Origin of the sequence: Paraclostridium bifermentans, from assembly GCF_019916025.1 — a bacterium.
Lineage (GTDB): Bacteria > Bacillota > Clostridia > Peptostreptococcales > Peptostreptococcaceae > Paraclostridium > Paraclostridium bifermentans.
On record NZ_CP079738.1, the window covers coordinates 114,036 to 135,561 of the forward strand.

The window sequence follows — 21,526 nt, forward strand, 5'->3', positions numbered from 1 at the left end:
TAAAAAAATGAGTAAACCCTTAAATATAGGGATTTACTCATTTTTGTTTAAATTTCAAGTGTATAAAAACTCATTATGATATTTGCGCACATCTGTTTTTTATACTTACTCTTATATCTTCAATTCTTCTTTTATTTACATTCTCAATTAAAAATGTAAAATTGTCTAATTCAATTTCTCGACCTTCTTCTGGAAAATCACCTAACAATGTAAGTATATATCCATTTAAAGTGTCATAGTCACCTTGCTCTATATCTATATCAAATTTATTGTTAAATTCACTTATTGTCAAATATCCTTTTACAATAAAATTACTAGCATCAATTTGTGTTATAGTAGATTTAGTTTTATCGTATTCATCCTCAATATCTCCCATAATTTCTTCAATTAAATCTTCCATAGTTACTAGACCTTCTATTCCACCATATTCATCAATTAATAATGCTAAGTGGACTTTTTTATCCTTTAGAAGTTTAAATAATTCATTTGTTCTAATAGACTTTGAAACAAAATATGGGTCATGAAGCATTGTTTTTAAATTTATATTTTTAAATCCAACCTTCTTAGCTTTTACTAATAAGTCTTTTACATATAATATCCCGAGTATATTATCCTTATTATCTTCATATACAGGTATTCTAGAATATCCTGATGCGATTACTCCTTCTAGTATTTCATCCAAATCATCGTCTATGTCTACCGCAAACATATCATGTCTAGATGTCATAATTTCCTTAGCAGTCTTATCATTAAATTCAAATATGCTATATATCATCTGTTTTTCTTCATTTTCAATACATCCATCTTCTTGAGATTGTGATATTAAAGTTCTAATTTCTTCTTCAGAAACTCTTTCTTCAATATCCATATCATTATTTCTTGTTATTTTTAAAACCAGACTAGTTGAAAATGATAAAAGTTTTATAAATGGTTTTGCAATTTTAGATATAATGTAAATTGATTTTACTGAAAATAAAGATATCTTCTCCGCTTTTTTCAAAGCAATTCTTTTAGGTACTAATTCTCCAAATACTAATGTAAAATATGAAAGTATTATTGTTACTAAAAACATACATAATTCATTAGAATAAGGTATACTAAGTGGAGCTAATATCTTTGAAAGGTGCGTAGATATTCCTGTAGCAGCAGATGCACTTGAGAAAAATCCAGCTAAAGTTATTCCAATTTGAATAGTTGATAAGAAATTGCTTGGGTCTTCCATAAGCCTTTCAAGCAATTGAGCTTTCTTGTTTCCACTTGCACTTAATTGTTTTATTTTTGATTTATTTACAGAAACTATAGCCATTTCTGCTGATGCGAAAAACGCGTTAATAGCAGTAAGTACTACTATTAAAATTATTTGAGGCATAAAGGCCCCGGGGTCTGAATCTAAATTATTCATTTCTTCCTCCTTAAAATAATAAATAAAAAACCATCAGAAACATTTTTAAAAATTAATTAATATATTCCTGAAGATATTGCTAATAATCCTATTTTGTAAATAAAGTTTAAAATAGAAATTTATTAAATAGCATTTAGTAATTTTTTATTTAAAGTACATTATAATCTATGAATTAACTTTTATCAATATTTATATATAATATTAATATTCTAATTAAATTAAAAAGTTGCAAAATATATAAATACCCCTTAACTACGTTCATTAATAGCTAAAGGGTACTTAATTATTTATCAGATAAATTTTTAATCGATAATTTGTTTATTCTTTTTCTATTGCATTTTAATATAGTAAATTCATAGTTTTTATAAGTAAACTTATCATTAACTTTAGGGTAAGAATCCAGCTGAGTATATGCCCAACCCCCAATAGTATCTATATGCTCATCTTCAATATCTATATATAAAAACTCAGTTATATCTTCAATAAGAACCTTTCCATCTACTATATAACTATTATCTTCACACTTAATAATAGCATCTTCTTCCTCATCAAACTCATCTTGAATTTCCCCAACAATTTCTTCTAAAATATCTTCTATCGTTACTAAACCAGCAGTTCCTCCATACTCGTCAATAACTAAAGCAACTTGTACTTTATCTTTTTTAAATATTTTAAGAAGGTCACTTATTAGCATTGACTCTGGGACAAGTTTAATTTCCCTAATAATATGTCTTATATCTTGATTATTGCCCTCAATTTTTTGTTTGTATAAATCTTTGATATGGATAAATCCAATAACATTATCCTTATTTTCTTTACATACAGGATATCTAGTGAGCTGTTCTTCGAACGTATAGGCTATTATATCATCAAAAGAATCTTCTATAAAAATATTTGTAATATCAGTTCGTGGTACCATTATCTCTTTTACTGTTTTATCAGAAAAATCGAATATATTATCTACAAGAGTTAATTCAGTTTTATCAACTAAGCCATGATTATAGCTTTCTTCAACTAAAAGTTTTATTTCTTCATCAGTATGAACTGATTCATGCTCATCAACTTGAGAAAGCCCGAATACCTTTAATATCCAGTTTGTACTATGATTGAATATCCACATAACAGGATATGTTAACTTGTAAAAAAATATAAGTGGAAAAGCTGTACTTAATGCTATTTTTTCAGGACTTATAATCGCTAGCGATTTAGGAACCAATTCTCCAAATACAATATGACATCCAGTTATAATTGAAAAAGCAATAATAAAAGCAATTGAATGTTCTATACTTGAAGGTAAATTAAATAGATTAAATATTGGCATTAACAGACGTAAAATAGCCGGCTCTCCTACCCATCCTAGTCCCAACGATGCTAAAGTTATTCCAAGCTGACAGGCAGATAAGTATGAATTTAAATCTTTAACAACTATTAAAGTACGCTTAGCACGCTTATTACCTTGAATTATTAATGTTTCTATCCTAGATTTTCTAACCTTTACCATAGCAAATTCTGTAGCAACAAAAAATCCATTTAAAAAGACAAGAAAAAATACTAAAAGTATATTTATAAAAATAATCATATTTATATTATTCACCTCTCAAATTATTAAAAATACGCATTATTATATAACATATTATTAGCATTTTACGATTAAATAAAAGCTAAATTATCAAATGTTATAATTTTATACTTATTTCCAATATTTATAAACAATCTAAATTTTAATATTAATTCATACATTTGGATTATTTAAACTTATTTTCATATAGTTTATTTAAAAGCCTTAAGGGTATAAGTTCAAAGTACATATAAATACCAATTTTTTACATGTGCTAATTTGAAATGAAAGGAGTGCTAAATGAGCACACATTTATCTACTAACATTAGAGTAGCAATTGAAAAGGATAATCCATCGATTTGTAGAGATGAAGAAAAATGTATCAAGTGTGGTATGTGTAAAGATATCTGTACAGACTATATAGGTGTTAATGGACATTATTTCTTAAAAAATACAAACGATACGGCTGTTTGTATTAACTGTGGTCAATGTGCAAATGTATGTCCTACATCAAGTATTACAGAGGTTCTTGACTATAAAAAAGTTAAGTCTGAAATGCAAAATGAAGATAAAATAGTAATATTTACAACATCACCAGCGGTTAGAGTTTCTCTTGGTGAAGAATTTAATATGGTGGATGGTAGCTTTGTTGAAGGAAAAATGGTATCACTACTTAGAAAACTCGGTGCAAATTATGTTCTTGATACTAACTTTGCAGCTGATTTAACAATAGTTGAAGAAGCAAGTGAGCTGATAGAGCGTATAAAGACTAATAATAAGCCATTACCTCAATTTACAAGTTGTTGTCCTTCATGGGTAAAATATGCAGAAACATTTCACCCAGATATACTTGATAATATTTCAACTTCCAAAAGCCCTATTGGAATGCAAGGCCCTACAATAAAAACATACTTTGCAAAAAAAATGGGAATTGATCCAGCAAAGATTGTAAATGTAGCCTTAACTCCATGTACTGCTAAAAAGTTTGAAATCAAAAGAGATGAAATGAATGCATCTGGAAGATTTCATGATTTAGAAGAAATGCGTGATATGGATTATGTTATAACTACACGAGAATTAGCTACTTGGGCTAAAGAAAACAATATTGAGTTTAATTCTTTAGAGGATAGCCCTTATGATGAGTTAATGGGAGAATCATCTGGAGCAGGCGTTATATTTGCGAATACAGGTGGCGTTATGGAGGCTGCGCTTAGAACGGCATACAAATATATCACCAATGAAAATCCACCAAATCTATTTTATAACTTAGAAACAATAAGAGGTATGGATGGAGTTCGTGAAGCAACTTTAAAAATAGGAGAGCTGGAAGTAAATATAGCTGTTATTTATGGAACTAAAAATGCATCTAAATTCATTAAGAGAATGAAAAACGGAAAAAAACAATATCACTTTATTGAGGTTATGACTTGCCCTGGAGGATGTATTGGGGGTGGCGGACAGCCTAAAGACACTCAATTTAAAGGAGATGAACTTAGAAAAAAACGTATAAGTGGACTTTATAAAAGAGACTCGAGTATGGAAGTTAGATTGAGTCATGAAAATGAAGAAATAAAAGCTCTTTATAAAGAATTTTATGGCAAGCCTTTAAGTAAGCTTGCAGAAGAAATGTTACATACAATTTATTTTGATAGAAGTGAAGACTTAGGAGGTAAAGAAATGAGTACATCAGTTAAATATCGTTGTTCAGTTTGTGGTTATATACATGAAGGAGAGTTACCAGAAGGGTTTATATGCCCTGTATGCAAAAATCCGGCATCAGTATTTGTTAAGCTAGAAGATCAAGCAGAAAAATCAAGCGAAACAACTAATAAATATAAAGGAACAAAAACAGAAAAGAATTTAATGGAAGCATTATCAGGAGAATCAATAGCAAGAAATAAATATACATTCTTTGCAGATGTTGCTAAAAATGAAGGTTATGAACAAATCAATCAAATTTTCTTGAAAACAGCTGGAAACGAAAGAGAACATTCTAAATTATGGTTTAAAGAACTAGGATATTTAGGGGATACTGACCAAAACTTACTTCATGCTGCTGAAGGTGAGAATTATGAGTGGACAGATATGTATGCTAGATTTGCTAGAGATGCAGAAAAAGAAGGTTTCTTTGACTTAGCTGAAAAATTTATAGAAGTTGGTAAAATAGAAAAATCTCATGAAGATAGATATCGTAAACTTTTAAATAATATAGAAATGAAAGCTGTATTTGAAAAATCAGAAGAAACTATGTGGGAATGTATAAATTGTGGACACTTAGTAATGGGTAAAAAAGCTCCCGATGTTTGTCCTGTATGTATGTACTCTCAAGGATTCTTTGAAGTTAGAGCAGAAAATTATTAAAATTATCTTATAAAGTAATAATAGTGTTGAATAAGAAAGGTTTATTCATTAGTTTTATTATTTTAAGGTCATAAAAAAGGTATGTATCAAATAGATACATACCTTTTTTTATTCTAATTATCAATAGATACACCGATGTCATCCTTGTTAGGTCTATATACTTTTGCAAATAAAAATGGTAAATATAATACAGACTCAAATAAAATAGCTATTAAAAGATCGTTTAATGTAATTATTGTATCTAGGCCACCACCATTTGAAAGTGCAATTAAGTTTCCGATTAAATGAATTAACATTGGGGTCCACAGATTTTCTGTTTTCATATAAGCATAACCTAAAAATACTCCAAGTGTTGTACAGAATAATACATGACTTATAATACAATAAAGCGGCGTTTGAGGACTGTAAAGAGTCATACAAAGAGGTAAGTGCCAAACACCCCATATAGGTCCTAGTATTATTACTCCTAATCTTTTCCCGTATATCTTTTGAAGTCTAGGTTGTAGGAAGTATCTCCACCCAAACTCTTCTCCAAAAAACAAGCTGATACCCAATATTATATTCATAACAATCCCAACTGAAATTTGTAGTAATGCATCAATAAAATTCGCTACACTAAAGTGCATATGTATAAGGTCAGGACTACATCCAACTGTAAATATAACTAGATATATACCTATACAGAACAATACCTTTTTAAAGTTTTTATTTAGTGATAAATTGAAAATTTCAAAGTCAGAATAATTTACAAATACACTATATAAAATATACAAAGATACAATTGGATCTATTAAAGAAGATATAATAACATTCTTTATAAAAAAAGGCTCAAGTATAGAAAAAATAACTCTTAATATTGTCGCTATTATAAAGAAATTAAAGAACTTGTTTACAACATCACCAAATTCATAATAAGAACTCTTTTTAAGCACTACCATTACTGAAAAAGCTGGAATATACATAAATGTTATAGCAAAGTTATATAAAAAATCATCACTATTTGGTTTAGAAAAGCTAATAAATACAAATATAGCTAGAAACGTAATCAATCCAAAATTAATTAATAAGAAGTCTCTTACTTCTTGTTTTGTAACTCTAATATCATTACACATTTTAACCCCTCCAAAAACTAAAAATTCAACTTATTTTATATTTTTAAGTTAGTATTAATTTTATAAAAGTTATTTAACAATAACTTTCCATATTTATTGTTTACTTATTGTAAAATATTACCATAAGTGTTTACATGACTAAATATCATTTATATCCTTGTAATTATTTGTCTTAATTTTTGGTCGGAAATCGAATTAAAATAAGAAATTAAGTCGAAAAACAAAACTTAAACTTTATATAATTAATTAGTTAAATGTATGCTAAAATTAATATGGAAAATAATGTAATTAATTTGAATAAAAGGAGAAATATGAATGAAAGTACAAAATGTAAATATGATGCAATACAAAAATGTATATACTAAAGAATCAGACATATTCAAATTTGAATATGATGAGCAAAAGGCAGATAAATCAAAATCTAAAGATTATAATTATAATAAGAACATTGCAGGTCAAGTAAAAGAAAAGTCAGAAACTAAGGAAGATTCAAATGATAATCAAGATAAAGTAACATCTGAAATAGTTGTAAACCCAAGTGGTATGAGAACTTTGCTAATGTTAAAAAATTCAAAGATATTTAGTTCAGTAAATCTAGGTATGTCAAATGAAGTATCTAATAAAAGTTTAACTGAGCAATTTAATTTACATTCAGAACTAAGTAAATAAGATATAGTATAAATTATTTTAAGTAAAAGAGTATCTATGAAACATCCATGAACTTACGCATTCTTTTGTTAAAACTAATAGAAAAAATGTTAAAGTAATTGCTCCAACTAAATACGCTAGGAATTTAGGCGTTACTTTATGTGAAAATGAGATTTATATGAAAGGGGATATAGATACTATTTAATAAAGTAAAAAGTGAAACTTTTTAAACATTTGTAGTATCTATGTAATTGTATATATAAATTAGGGGGAGAATTTGTGAATAAAAGAAAAAAAAGAATTAAAATTATTGTAATTACATCTTCACTATCTTTAGTTCTTATCGGAGGATTATTGATTTTTAATGCTGAGGGTTCACCTCAAGTGAAAGATACATTTAGTAGTATAGCTAGTCACTTTGGATTAGATTCTGATTTAAATGAGTATAAAAAAGCGATAAATAAGCCTATAACAAATAATGGCTATACAATAACTCTAAATAAAGTTATTCTGGATAAAAACGAGCTAACGATATCTTCTACTGTAAAATCTGATAATGGTGGATTTAATGGATATCCAGAGATGTTAGAGTCAGTATTTATAAATGGAACTCGTATAAACTCAGATTCTAATGGTAACTCTGAAATGCTTAATGACTCTACTATGAATAAAGTCACTACTTACTTTTTAGACAAAGAATTAAGTGGAGAGGTTAATGTTAGAGTTGAATATCCAGGTATACAAATGTTAGACGATACAGGTTCTGAGACAATAAAGGGTGACTGGAGTTTTAACTTTAATACTAATGCTGATGCTTTAGTTAAGGATACATTGACTATAAATTTAAATAAAAAGTTTAAATTAGAAGATGGAAAAACAATTAAGCTAAGTAAATATATTAGTAATAGCTTAGGCACAAAAATTGAATTTAGTTTACCTACTGATGGAACAGAGTATCTTATGAAACTTGCTGGAAATGATAATCTTGGAAATAAAGTTGAGTTTTATTGTGACTATAGTAATAATGGAAAAGGAATTTTTAAACTTGATAATTCCCATAAAAATATAAAAAAAGATTCTAGTAAATTAAACCTTTCTTTATACGCATCAGATTCTTCTAATAATAAGTGGAAGAAAGTTGGGTCGGACTTTGATATTGATTTAAAGTAATATTAAAAATAAAGCCTCTAGATTAAACTAAATATTTAAATCTAGAGGCTTTATATAAATTATGTTAATTAGCTACTTAACAAATTATCTATACATATTTATAAAACAAATGATTATAAATAATAAAATTTAAATTAAATCTTTAAAATATTGTTATTCACCTTAATAACATAGTTAAAGTAGCTTATATTTACTAGTTTATTTTTAATTCATTTATATTTACCCATCCTTTTTTCTCAGCTATTAACTTAATAGGAAAAGAATTTATAGCATTATTATACTTAACTCTATATATTTTGTTAAAATCTTTAGATTGCTTATCAATTGAGTATTCATTCTCTATAATTGAATCCATTGATATTGCAAGCGACCTATCTTTTTTTGCATATTCATCAGTTTCATACAATGAAATTAAATTCTCTATGTTTTGATCTAACTGATTGTAAATTGTAATTGTTTTATTTACTAAATTAGCATCTTCATATTTACTTCCATCCTTATCTAATTCTTTTCTTTCTAGTTTTTCAATTTCATTAAGTTCCTCTATAATGGCTTGAGTCTGGATTTGTAAGTTTTTATACTCAGTCATATTCTTTTCTGCTTCCATTATTAAACTTTTTCTATCTTTATTTATATCGTGCATTCCAATTATAAATGAACCTGCATCTACCATATCGTTTAAATTATTATTTATTTTCCCCCACATTAAATTACCTGCTATGAAAATCGCAACTCCTACACCTATTATCAGTTGTACTTTTTTATTTTTAAAATTTAGTCTCATTTTAATATTCTCCTTAATTAATTATATTTTTTATCCTTGAATAGCTTTTATTGGATCTAGTTTAGATGCTTTAGTTGCTGGAATAGCTCCAAATACAATCCCAACAAGAATGGATACTCCTATAGCTTTTACATATATTTTTATACTTGCTTGCGCTTCCATCCCAAAGTATGCACCAACTTCTCCTGCAGCTATAGTTCCAATTATAATTCCTACAATTCCTCCTAATACAGTTATAGCTATTGTTTCAATTAAAAATTGTATTAATATATCTTTTGGTTGTGCGCCTATAGCTCTTCTTATTCCTATCTCTCTTTGTCTTTCTGATACAGACATATACATTATATTCATTATTCCTATACCACCAATTATTAAAGATACATTGGATAGTATATTTGTAAATCTATTTATCTGGTCCTGAAAAAATCTTATCTCATAACTTTCTTCGTTACCCCCTGTAAGTCCGTACTCTCCTATTTCCCCCAACTCATCTTTTTTGACCTCTTGCAATTTTTCTACAACATTAAAATTAGTTTCATCTATGTCATATCCATTCGCCACTAATATTTCAATGCTAGTTATGCTACTTCCAAAGCTATTTTTATTTCCTAGTTCTTCTAAAGCTTTTTCTGGAACATAGCATACAGGTTGTCTATAATATTCTTCGGGGTTATCATTAGAACTTGTTTCTTTTGATTTAATAATACCTACTACTTCAAAATACTCATCTTCTATTTCTACAAATTCTCCAATTACATTTTTAGGACTTAGGTCAAATAACTGGTAGGCTAAATTCTCTTCTATAATTACTGTTTTACGATCTAAGTCATCAAGTGAAAATCTCCTTCCGAAATCAACATTTAATTTAGTTTTTTTACCTACAGGTTTAAACTCCGCAGCATATTCACCTATAGATGTATACATCATTCCTCCAGTTATAACTCCACCTATATTTTCTCCATACTTAGGTGTTGCACGTTCTATACCAGGCATAGATTTAATCATATCTACATCTCCATTTGAGAATGCTTCTAAAAATGATGCATCTAAATTGCTTTCATAATTTGGATTGAAATTTATAGTTGATGTTCTAAATTTAGGATTCATAGCTGCGATTTTACTTTGTTTTTCAATTCCTTCTCCTACACTAGAAACTACTACTACAGATGTTATTCCTAGTACTATCCACACCATAGCTACTGCTACACGTAGTTTATTACTTTTTATATTATCTAAAGCATTTTTTATAATTACCATAATTAATCCTCCTCAACTACGACACCATCCTTTAATTTTATTATTTTAGTTGCGTATTTTATAAGGTCTGGGTCATGAGTAACCATTATGATTGTTTTTCCTTTTTTATTTAATCCCTTTAAAATATCCATGATATCTTTGCTTGTATCACTATCTAGAGCACCTGTCGGCTCATCTGCAAATATTATATCGGGGTCATTTACAAGTGCACGAGCTATAGTTACTCTCTGCTGTTGTCCCCCTGAGAGTTCTAATGGTTTTTGATTTATTTTATCTAAAATACCTACTATATTTAACTTTTCTTTTATTATCAGTTCTCTTTCTTCTTTAGAGTAACTATTACTATATACCATTGGAAGTTCTACGTTTTTATATATATTTAAATTTGTAATAAGGTTAAATTGTTGGAATACAAATCCTATATTATTATTTCTAAATTTAGACCGTTCTTTTTCATTTAAGTTTGTAACATCATTATCTTTAAATATATATTTTCCATCACTAAACCTATCTAAAAAACCTAATATATTTAGTAAGGTTGTTTTTCCACTCCCAGATTTGCCCATTATCATTACAAACTCTCCACTTTTTATCTCTAGATTAATAGATTTTAAAACGTGAAATTTCTCCTTACCCACTGGATAATATTTTTGTATATCTTTAAGTTCTATTAAAGTTTCTTTCAAATAATTCACCTCAATCTCTTTATTGTATAGCTCCAAATCTATCTATATAAACTGCTTGACCATCTTCTATTTTCTTACCTATTAAAGACTTTATGATTACGTCATTTTCTTCAAGTCCTTTTGATATAAATGCAAACTCCCCATTTTCACTACTGACAGTAACCTCTCTTTTATGAGCTTTATTATCTACAATTTTATATACGTAACTTTTATTACCATCTATTTCTAATGCTCCATAAGGAACTTTTTTGTCATCTGTACCATATGAAACCACTATTTGAGCATTAAGTCCACTTTTTAAATTTTTTTGATTATCTAATTTAATATTTAATCCATACTTTGTCATATTTGAATCAGATCCAAAACTTTGTTCTCCATCATTACCTTCATATGGTCTGTTAGAAATATATGAAATAGCCCCATAGTACTTTTCTTTATTTGCTATAGTTGTAACTTCAGCATTTTGATGAACTTTTATTTTATATGAATCTCTTTCGTTAACTTGAGCTTTTACATAAAATTCTGTGCTTTCTATTATTGCTACATAGGAACTTTCTTCTCCACTTATTTCATCATTTATATATACTTTTCCATTAAAAGGTGCATACACTGTTGAGTATGCAGTTTTCTTTAATTCTTTTATATTGTTATTCATCTCTCCTATTTCCAAATTTATCCTTTCTTTACTCTCATCATCAATTAAAGAAGTTAATTCTCTTTTCTTTGTTGATATTTGTGACTCTAAAGATTTTATCTCTTTTAACTGTTCTTGATTTTTACAAGTGAATATAGGTGTTCCCTTTTCAACATACTGTTCATTATTTACTTGTATCTTATCTAACTTACCATGCTCTGGAGATATAAATAGTTTTTCTGACTTTGTTGGAACCACTTTTCCATTCATAAATATTTTTTCTTTTCCAGATACATCATACATTTCAACTGTACTTTGCATTATTTTTTGTTCTTTCAAATGATTGCTATAAGAAATAGCTATTACTGTACCACCTATAGTTATTACAAGTGTAACTATTGATAGAACTATTTTTTGCTTTTTATTTAAAATTGGCCTTTTCATATTGTTTTTTATGCTCCTTTATCTGTATGATTGCTTAATGTTTTAGTATAATTTTTTATGTTTTATAACTACATATATTAATTCGAATCCAATTTATATGTTTCTATCATTTTTTCTAAAATTTTTTTAAAATATATAAATAAGATTTAATTAAAGCAAAATTAAAGGATGCAAATAAACTTTCATAAGTTTATCTACATCCTTTATATAATTATTTTATTTATTTAAATCTATTGTAATTTCTGAGCCAAGTTTCTTATATTTTGTAACATAATCATTATTTTCTTTTTCTAAGTATGATAAATACGGAGTAACTTTTAGATATTTAGCGTCTCTATTAAATGTATACTCATCTTTATTAAATCTATATTCATACAATGTTTTTTCTTTTCTTACATCAGCTAAGTGTTGTGTAAATTCAACTTTATTACCTAAATTATCTCTACCCTTTAATGCAATAACTCCATTTTCTACTTCACTTTTCATATGTGTATGGTTTGTCATACTTAAATTTATTGTCTGATTTAATATGTTTCCTCTATAACTTATTATATCCATAGTAGACCCTGTATCTAATTTTATCTTTTTATTTAATTCTATATGCTTAGTATCTTTATTAAGCTTATCACCATTAACCTTAAATTTAAAACTCCATGGTCCTATTATTCGCTTAAAATAATTTTCATCATCTGTTTTAGTTATAGCTGCATCCATTATTCTTAATTTAACATTTATATCACCCTTGTATTCTTCTGGTAATTCATATCCTAAAACAAACTCTTCCTTATTTTTATCTACTCTACCGTGATATCCTTTTATACTTCCATTTATACGTTTCCCATTTATATATAATTTTTCTGAAACTAAGTCTAGTTGCTCATTTGAAGCAAGTTTTTTGTCATATTCTCTACTCATATATATAATCAACTCTCTACCGTCTAATATAGCATCATTTATTTTTACAGTTAATTTTCTTTTAGTAACGGATTGTTGTATATTAGTTGAATACTCATTTATTTGATTATCCACTCCTAAAGATATTTTTATAATTTCAGCAATATCTTCTAATGCACTTTGTGCATATAGTCCTATTCTAGTTTGAGATATCAAAGCTATTGATATAATAGCTATTGATGCTACTGATACATATTTTCTATAACTTTTCTTTGATGAATTATTATTTTTTATAGATTTTCTAAATTTATTTTTTACTTTTTGCTTTTCTAAGTCATTAAAATCTTCTTTTTCGTATTCATTTAAGTCTACATCTATATCATTAAACATATCATATATATTTTTCATAATTAGCTTATCTACCTTTCTTTGGATTTAAATAAATCTCGTATCTTGCGCTTTCCTCTGGACACCCTATTGTAAATTACATCCTTATTAATTCCTGTATCATGACTTATAGTGTCCATGTCCTCTTCTTTTACGTAAAGTCTTAAAAATAATTCTCTATCCTTTTCTTTAAGATGACTTAACATTGCTTCTGTTTCTTCACTAATTTCATTTTTAATAACTTCTCTATGCGAACTATCATCTAAAGCTATATTAAGCTCGTCTATATCTTCATTCTCTAGATCTTTTAAATACTTTCTTTTATAATCTATAGATTTGTATTTAGCTATTGCTGCTAACCAATTTTTAAAAGAACATTTGTTTTTGTCAAATCTATCTATATTATTCCATACACCTAGCAAAATATCGTTTATACACTCATCGTGATATGATTCTAAGTTATACATACTTTTTTTCACTATGGATTTTATAACCCATCCATAATTATCAATTGCATATTCTAGTGCCCGTTCATCTTTTTGCTTAAGCTTTAGAATAAAATTTTCTTCTGTAATTTTCATTCATCTTCCTCCGATATCGTAACTTGAAATTCTATTCTCATATATTATTTCGTTTCAAGATCATCTTATCTATCAAAAACATACTTTTTTATAGTAATTTTTAAAAATTAATTTGTAAACTATTACTTATAAAATATATATTTTTAAGATGCTTGCCTGAAAATCATAGTTTATTTAAATGTAACTTAACTTAGCTGATAATCATAAAATAGATATGGAATGCAGTTAAAATTTATTTGAATTTAGAAAGGAGTTTTTTAACATGAGTAATAATTATAACTCTAACGGAAATGATAATTATTGTAACTGCGATTATAATGATTATTGGCTTTTTTGTAACCTTATTAATAAATTAAAAGGACCACCAGGTCCGCAAGGTGATATTGGTCCACAGGGACCTCAAGGGCCTCAAGGTAATGTAGGTCCAGAAGGGCCTCCAGGTCCTGGAGTGTTAGGAGGTGCTGGAGCTCCTGCATCTTGTAATCCAGGAGAAACCTACTATGTTGATTTTTCAACTGGATATGTATATTTGAAAAATCAAACTCCACCCCCACCAACTCCAAGAAATTTACCTACTCCAGGAACGTTTACTGTTGTAAGCACTGTCTTGGAATTAGAAAATGCAATTTCTGCACAAAAGCCAGCTATAAAGCTTGCATCAGGTAATTATATTCTCAATGATAATATAACAATTTCATATCCTTTATATTTACAAGGATCTGTAGATTCAAATGGAGCTCCAACTTCAATAATAACATATAGCCCTATAGCTCCATATGAGCCTATAATCGTGATAGGAAGTAGTAATGTAGTGATTGATAGTATATCATTTATTGAATCACCGGGATTAACACCTGTTCCTGCTAACTATCCATCACTTATATACTCAAGCGGTATATCATTTAATTCGATTTATATAAATAATTGTATATTTGATTATTTAGAAAATGCAATTGAGCTAAATACCGGTGAGTTCCAAGTTACAAAATGTACATTTAATTACAATAGAAATTCTACTAATACAAGGTATTGCTTATTTTTACACAATTTATCAGGTACTTGTATTACAGATAGCAATACTATTTATGGAATAGAAGGAGATAGACGACAAGGATTTATAAGAATAGATAACCTTAATGGAGCAACTCTTACTGGAACTCTTTTAATAAGCAATACAGCTCAACCAGAACAATTAGTTCCACCGCTTAATCCAACAGACCCAAGTACTATATACACATCATCATTTAGAGAATTAATTTTATTTAATCTACTAAATGGAAGTGGGTTACAACTGTATGTAAATAACAATACATTAAATGCAGATAATACTTCTCCAGTGTTGTTACCAAACCTTCAAAGTAGTCCTGGCTTAAGCAATTTTGCATTCATCAGCGCTTGTAATAATACATTTACGAATAGTAAAAGAAAAGGATTTATAGGTCTTACAAACTCGGCACCAATTGCTAATGCATATGGTAATACAAATATATACATTGATGGAAATACTCCACAGTATACAACTGGATATACACCTCCTTGGTATCAGACTTGGACATCATTACAAGACCCTATTGTTGCTGGATATGAAGTAGCTATGATACAAAATAGACCTGATGTAAGGTTGTTTGAAACTTGCGTATCAAATGTAGATTGTTATTGGACTAGAACAGAATATCAATTCGATATGGTATAAGAATATAAACTATCTGTTTTCTGATACAAGTTAGCTATAAATTAAAGCGACCGAAATCATTTACTGATCTCAGTCGCTTTAATTTATTTAAAAGTTATTCTGATTTTCTCCTACCTTTTAGTTTATTCTTATTATTATATATATCTACGTTTTTCTTGCTTATTTCAACATCTTCAAGTAGTGGAGTAAGTAGATTTTCAAATAATTTAGACATAGTTATATTAGAGTCTATAACTACTGTTTTTAACTTGTCTACTATATCTTTATCTAAAGTAACTCCAACTTGTTCTTTAGATTTTTTCTTTTCTTTTTTAACTATATCATATATAGATAGTGAAGGTTTAGTTTCATTTACTTCATTAACAATAGTTGATTTTCTAGTTGTAGGAACTTCTTCATTTAATAAATTAATATCTATTTTAGGCATCTACAGCACATCCTTTTCTTTCAATTCTTTTATCATATTTTCAACTTCTTCTTTACTGAAATGAGTTTGTCCATTTTTCTTTAAATAATCACTTATACTTAATTTGCTTAATAATGCTTTTTCAACAAAAGTATTTCTTCTTATAAATGACTCTAGCATCATGTCTTTTAATTCTTCAAACTTTTGAAGATACTGATCGAATAAATCAGACACCTGTGTTCTTTGCTTTTCATATCCAACTAATACTGTAGCTTTTATATCATTATCTTCTTTTTCTAAATAGTACTTATCTCTAGTCCATAGTTCTTTAAATAATGCTGCCCCTCTTAAAGACGATATATTTTTATCCATTATAGGCACTATTATAGAGTCTGCTAAATAAAGTATGTTCTTAGCTGTTAAATTGTAACTAGGTGATAAGTCACAAATTATGTAATCATATTTTTCAAGTACATCAATATTTTGCATATACCATCTTGCAAGAACTTTTTCTCTAGCTGGTTGTAAGCTTATTTTTTCATCTAACATAGCTAGTCCTATATCAGAAGGTATTATGTCTATATTAGGATAATTTGGATTTGGACACTTAACAATTACCTCTTCTGCTCCTAATCCATCAACTATATCTATAGTTGTTTTGTCTTCATGGTTAACTTTATATACATATTGAGTTAAGTTTTCTTGTAAATCTAAGTCCCATAATAGTATCTTTGTATTTTTATCTTTTGCTAATTCATAGGCAGTTATTATAGACATAGAAGTCTTGTAAATACCGCCTTTTATATTAAAATAAGTTATTAACTTAGTTTGCATTAGTTTTCCTCCAAGATTTTTATAAGTTATACTTATATAATATCATAAATTAAACTATTTTGAAACAAAATTAAAACAGTAATAAAACTATAAATTAACTAAGTTAATTTATAGTTTTATTACTGTTTTAATTTAATCATTTACTATATAAACAATATTTTTCACTTTAAAACCTATACTTTTTAAAATCTACTTAAATAATTTAATTTTTATATTATTACCATGTATTTAGGCTGTTAAAAGATACTAATTTTCATTTTTTAAAATTTACAACATAAATTCTTATCTATAATTATAAGGACTTTTAAAAATTTCATATGTAAATTCTTATCTATCCATTGTTTTTCAACAAATTTTACGATATTATTAGAAATAAAAGTCAAATAAATCTCAATTTTTTTGACTGCAATTTTATGCATTTATTTTTGATTTTTATTATAAATAAGGAGGAGATTTATTAAAATGAGTAAAAACTTTATAGATATGATATTTAACTCTAAGGGTAGTAAAAACTCCTTATATACTATTATGAATCCTAGATTATTATATTATTCAGTTAAAACAAAAGATATCATCCTTTTAACTGATGGGTTATTTTTACTAGAATATAAAAACAAATGTATTTTCAAGTTATTTGATTTTAAAAATTATCTATCTTTAAATAAATCAACTTTTAGTAGCTATTATTTATATAGAGACTGTCAAAATCTATGCGGTGTAAAACATCCAAAGATTTTTTTAAAGGCCTTAGAAAGGCATTTAAAAGGTCGGTTAAAAAACAATATTTTTAGGAGATTAATAGTTAGAATATGAAAAAAGTAGTAGGGTATCTTAGAATATCTACAGCATCACAAATTGACAACACATCTATAGAAATGCAGCGTGAAAAGATAGAGCTTTATTGTAAATTAAATAACATAGAATTAGTAAACACTTATGTTGATGAAGGTTGGTCCGCAAAAGACTCAGACAGACCATCATATAATAAAATGATTGAATTTGTATCAGATAGAGAAAATAGTATAGATACAATTATAGTCTACAAAGCAGATAGAATTCATAGGAGTCTTAAAAACCTAATGATCATGGTTGATTACCTTCAAGAAATAGGAGTAGGATTTATATCACTTACTGAGCAATTTAACACTAACACTGCTCAAGGATTGCTGTTTCTTCAAATGATTGGTAGTTTCTCTGAGTTTGAACGAAAGCTAATATCTGAAAGAACTCACTCTGGTAGAGTTGCTAAAGGAAAGAAAAATCTATTTCCTGGTGGTAGAGTACCACTTGGATATAAACTTGTTGAAAATGATATATTGCTAGTCAAACAGGATGAGGCAATAATAGTAAAAGATATATTCAAGCTTAGAAGTAAAGGGATTTCATATGAAAGAATTGGGCATAAATACAATTTTACGAAACAAAGAGTAGCTTATATTCTTTCAAATCCTATTTATACAGGAACATATAAGTATGATGGAAAAATAGAAAAAAATAGAATTAACCTACAAGTCCCACCTATAATCAGTCGTTATATGTGGAATAAGGTTAATTCAAAAATCAGTTAGATATGTTTTTTATTGTCGAACATTTTTATAAACTTTTGTAAGCTTTATTCTTATATATCGCTTACAATTATATTATAGTTATATTACATATATCTTACAGGCATATTTTTAAGCACTTACAACAAGTAATCTCTGAAAATATACTTGTAAGCTCATTGTAATATTTATGTATTTTTTACGCTAACAGGACTTATGATTACTAAAAATCTGTAACTTATCTATAAAAATTAGTTATATCAATGCACTATACTTTGAGCGTAAAAAAGTTTTTGAGCAACGGACGTAGTCGTTGGCGACATGAGCAAAGCGAATTTTTATTAGGGGGGAATTAGTTTGACTAAGGACGAATTTAACAAATTGGGTATAGACAAGCAAATAGATTATTTAAATACAAACCTGACCGAAGGAATCTCATTGACGATATTATGCAAAAGCATTGGAATAGCAAGGAGTACAGTTGCTGGAAGAGCTCTAAAACAAGGGTATATATTTAATAAAGAAATTAACCAGTACGTCTTAAATAATAAAATTGATACCGGACGATCTTACAGTAAGCTTACAGTAAGCAATCCGCTTACATTCGAAAATAAAACTATATCAGAAATTGACAAACCTAACTTTTCAAACAATGATCTTAATAGTGTAAACCAAACTATCTCAACTAGCACTGCTAATCATAATGGACTTATTTTAAATTCATCTGACTCAGACAACCTTAGTTACTTACTTAAAAATATAGATATACTAAAAGAATTTATAGAGAGCAATAAAAATAAATCTACTAGCAATGAAGTATCTAGTTTAGAAGATATAGTAAACGATATTTATAAGTTTAAGCAAGAAAAAAGAAATTATAAAGTTAAAAGTTTAAGAATTGACGAAACTATCCTTAGTGAATTTGAATCCATAGCTAGTGAATTATCTAGTAAAGGTATAAATCAACAAGAGTTTTTGAACTATATATTAAAATCTTATATTGATTTTTATAAAAATTTTAATATATAAATTTATACAAAGAAAAAAAGACTTTAAGTATTTACTTTTAAAGTCTTTTTTTCTGTTATCGCAAAATATTTAGTTTTGGTTTTGGGGGGTAAATAAAATACCCATAGTAAATATGAATCTTTAAAGTATACAAAATTTAACTCAACTATTTTGGATATTTTATTTATGTTTTTATTTTAATATAAATATAATATAAAGTAAAATTGAAATATAAAATGAATATAATAAGATTAGATAATGATTACATTATAACTTGAAGTATCCCTTAAAACTAGATTTAAAGGATACTTCAAGTTAAGTATATTTATTAATAAGGATCAAATTTACTCACTAGTTGAGTTTCAAGAAATATTTTTCAAATCTAGAATAATAACTATTATATAAATCTAATTAGTTTCTAATAGTATTATTCATAAGATTAATTTAGAGTTAATTCATTTCTTAATTGTTATAAGAAGGAGAACTCATTTTTAACAGTCCTCCTTCTTATTATTAATTGTAAGCATACTGCTTACATATTTATTACTACCTGTAAGCCTTATTTTCACTTAATTTTAAGCTTATCTATATAAAGTTTTAATTATAACATAATTAAAACTAGTTTTTAACTAAGTTTTCTCTATTATTTTACTTTATTTAATTTGAATTTAAACTATATAATATTTGATTAATCACAAAATTAATATAAATTTTTAATTTGAATTATTACTTAAAGTATCTTCATAAAACTTTATACTAGCATCTTTTAAATCAGTATCTTTTGGGTTAAATTTATTATCTATTAAATAATTATAAAATTTTATATCATATGCATAAGTCGTATTTGTTTTTTTACGGTTATAATACTTATGCTCTAGGTATTTTGCAAAGCCATCAACTAAGTTTTCTTCACACCATCCTACCCAATCATAAGCGTCTTTTCCAAAGTTATTATAACTATCCAATAAAGCTTTATCTTTCTTTAATTCATTCGAAATTTTGATAAACTCCTTACTTCCAGTAAAGTTTCTAAATAGCTCATGTGAATATTCATGGAATGGTGCTACAAATAATTCCTCTTCATTTGTTGATGGTTGAATAGTAGATATATTATAATTTCCATTTTCAAATCCCATCGCTCCTATTGGTCGCAAATCATAATAAAATAATGCAGTATAATGATTTTTAAATTTTATTCCACTTTCATCTTCCATAAACTTAAATATATCTATATTTTCTTTTTTAAGGTATCTGTTAACTTTTTTTCTGTTTAATTCTATTTTGGAATTATTACTTTCTATAAATTCCTTTAAGTACTCTTTATAAAAATAATTATAGAATATATCTATATCTTCCTTTCTCATTTGACTTAATTCTAAGTTAGATTGATTATTAATTCTTTCTACTACTTCTTCAACGCTAGCATTATCATCCAAAGATATTGTTTCTGATACGTATTTCCAATCACCATAATTATCATATATCCTAATTAATCTGCGTTTCATCTCAGTATCCATAGTTGAATATATTTCTTTTAACCATTTATAATAATCCACCCCATACTCTCCACAATTTTTGTATAGATCTTCATTAAATTCATCAACATTTTTAAAGTTTGATCTATAAACGTCATAAGCTACTGTAACCAAAGAAACTTTTAACGTTACACCTCTAACTTCAACTTTGTTATCACTACTATCCTTATTAATTTGTGTGTAAGCTAAAATCAGCATCAATAACAATATAAAAAAACCTATTAGTAATTTTTTATACATCATCATCCCCCTACTTAAAAGTATTTTAATTTAATTATAGTTTTGATTCCTGTTAAAGTATATTAGATTTCACTATCTAAAATATTATTTATATAAATCTATTTTGATTATATATATTCCTTACAAAAAAAGAACTCATATTTATATGAGTTCTTTTTTATCTTATTATTTGTAATCATTATGCTTACAAGTTTTTTAATGGTTGTATTTATCTGCAATCCTTGATTTTACTATATATTGAAATTTAACTATATATCTTCATTAAAAAAACTAATTTTTATACTTGTTAATTTTATAAATTAACTAAGTTAAAACTAATTTATAATTTATTTATAACTTAATTTATTT

The 21,526-nt window shown here is 26.8% G+C and carries 18 protein-coding genes; 6 read left to right on the forward strand and 12 right to left on the reverse strand.

Annotated features, from left to right (window positions below; genetic code table 11):
- Positions 1-73: 73 nt before the first annotated feature.
- The gene (locus tag KXZ80_RS16745; RefSeq protein WP_021431888.1) at positions 74-1,402 is read right to left on the reverse strand and encodes a hemolysin family protein; all 1,329 of its coding nucleotides are present in this window, start codon (positions 1,400-1,402) and stop codon (positions 74-76) included.
- Between the two features lie 283 nt (positions 1,403-1,685).
- A complete protein-coding gene (locus tag KXZ80_RS16750; protein ID WP_021431889.1) occupies positions 1,686-2,981 on the reverse strand; it encodes a hemolysin family protein in 1,296 nt (431 codons plus the stop codon).
- 279 nt (positions 2,982-3,260) lie between these two features.
- On the opposite strand from KXZ80_RS16750, the gene rbr reads away from it, so the two are divergent.
- Positions 3,261-5,321 (forward strand): rubrerythrin, encoded by a 2,061-nt coding sequence (rbr, locus tag KXZ80_RS16755; RefSeq protein WP_021431890.1) that lies wholly within the window; start codon positions 3,261-3,263, stop codon positions 5,319-5,321.
- Between the two features lie 113 nt (positions 5,322-5,434).
- Here rbr and KXZ80_RS16760 read toward each other — a convergent pair whose 3' ends face one another.
- Complete coding sequence (locus KXZ80_RS16760) at positions 5,435-6,433, reverse strand: CPBP family intramembrane glutamic endopeptidase (protein WP_021431891.1); 999 nt, start codon at positions 6,431-6,433, stop codon at positions 5,435-5,437.
- Between the two features lie 315 nt (positions 6,434-6,748).
- Between KXZ80_RS16760 and KXZ80_RS16765 the strand changes: the two genes are divergently transcribed.
- On the forward strand, positions 6,749-7,102 hold the full coding sequence (locus tag KXZ80_RS16765) for a hypothetical protein (RefSeq protein WP_021431892.1): 354 nt from the start codon (positions 6,749-6,751) through the stop codon (positions 7,100-7,102).
- Between the two features lie 258 nt (positions 7,103-7,360).
- Positions 7,361-8,251 carry a DUF4179 domain-containing protein gene (locus KXZ80_RS16770; protein WP_021431893.1) on the forward strand — a complete coding sequence of 297 codons (891 nt, stop codon included), beginning with the start codon at positions 7,361-7,363 and terminating at the stop codon, positions 8,249-8,251.
- A gap of 193 nt (positions 8,252-8,444) precedes the next feature.
- Here the strand turns inward: KXZ80_RS16770 and KXZ80_RS16775 are convergent, their stop codons facing one another.
- The 6 genes from KXZ80_RS16775 to KXZ80_RS16800 all read right to left on the reverse strand — a co-directional run bounded on the left by KXZ80_RS16775 (position 8,445) and on the right by KXZ80_RS16800 (position 13,918).
- Entirely contained in the window at positions 8,445-9,035 is a 591-nt protein-coding gene (locus tag KXZ80_RS16775; protein WP_021431894.1) for a hypothetical protein, read from the reverse strand.
- A 30-nt stretch (positions 9,036-9,065) separates the two neighbouring features.
- Entirely contained in the window at positions 9,066-10,292 is a 1,227-nt protein-coding gene (locus KXZ80_RS16780) for an ABC transporter permease (RefSeq protein ID WP_021431895.1), read from the reverse strand.
- A 2-nt stretch (positions 10,293-10,294) separates the two neighbouring features.
- Positions 10,295-10,978 carry an ABC transporter ATP-binding protein gene (locus KXZ80_RS16785; RefSeq protein ID WP_021431896.1) on the reverse strand — a complete coding sequence of 228 codons (684 nt, stop codon included), beginning with the start codon at positions 10,976-10,978 and terminating at the stop codon, positions 10,295-10,297.
- Between the two features lie 19 nt (positions 10,979-10,997).
- Positions 10,998-12,056, reverse strand: coding sequence for an efflux RND transporter periplasmic adaptor subunit (locus KXZ80_RS16790; protein WP_021431897.1), 1,059 nt, complete (start codon positions 12,054-12,056; stop codon positions 10,998-11,000).
- 216 nt (positions 12,057-12,272) lie between these two features.
- Complete coding sequence (locus KXZ80_RS16795) at positions 12,273-13,358, reverse strand: DUF4179 domain-containing protein (protein WP_021431898.1); 1,086 nt, start codon at positions 13,356-13,358, stop codon at positions 12,273-12,275.
- 11 nt (positions 13,359-13,369) lie between these two features.
- Positions 13,370-13,918 carry a sigma-70 family RNA polymerase sigma factor gene (locus KXZ80_RS16800; protein WP_021431899.1) on the reverse strand — a complete coding sequence of 183 codons (549 nt, stop codon included), beginning with the start codon at positions 13,916-13,918 and terminating at the stop codon, positions 13,370-13,372.
- Between the two features lie 262 nt (positions 13,919-14,180).
- Here KXZ80_RS16800 and KXZ80_RS17710 point away from each other — a divergent pair, with 262 nt between their 5' ends.
- On the forward strand, positions 14,181-15,611 hold the full coding sequence (locus tag KXZ80_RS17710; protein ID WP_021431900.1) for a hypothetical protein: 1,431 nt from the start codon (positions 14,181-14,183) through the stop codon (positions 15,609-15,611).
- A gap of 94 nt (positions 15,612-15,705) precedes the next feature.
- Here the strand turns inward: KXZ80_RS17710 and KXZ80_RS16810 are convergent, their stop codons facing one another.
- Complete coding sequence (locus tag KXZ80_RS16810) at positions 15,706-16,038, reverse strand: hypothetical protein (protein ID WP_021431901.1); 333 nt, start codon at positions 16,036-16,038, stop codon at positions 15,706-15,708.
- Positions 16,039-16,851 (reverse strand): ParA family protein, encoded by an 813-nt coding sequence (locus KXZ80_RS16815; protein ID WP_021431902.1) that lies wholly within the window; start codon positions 16,849-16,851, stop codon positions 16,039-16,041.
- Between the two features lie 809 nt (positions 16,852-17,660).
- On the opposite strand from KXZ80_RS16815, the gene KXZ80_RS16820 reads away from it, so the two are divergent.
- Positions 17,661-18,419: a recombinase family protein gene (locus KXZ80_RS16820; protein ID WP_021431903.1), complete on the forward strand. Its 759-nt coding sequence runs from the start codon at positions 17,661-17,663 to the stop codon at positions 18,417-18,419.
- 333 nt (positions 18,420-18,752) lie between these two features.
- Positions 18,753-19,424 (forward strand): hypothetical protein, encoded by a 672-nt coding sequence (locus tag KXZ80_RS16825; RefSeq protein WP_021431904.1) that lies wholly within the window; start codon positions 18,753-18,755, stop codon positions 19,422-19,424.
- 692 nt (positions 19,425-20,116) lie between these two features.
- On the opposite strand, the gene KXZ80_RS16830 is transcribed toward KXZ80_RS16825, so the two are convergent.
- Complete coding sequence (locus KXZ80_RS16830; RefSeq protein ID WP_021431905.1) at positions 20,117-21,178, reverse strand: hypothetical protein; 1,062 nt, start codon at positions 21,176-21,178, stop codon at positions 20,117-20,119.
- Positions 21,179-21,526 lie beyond the last annotated feature (348 nt).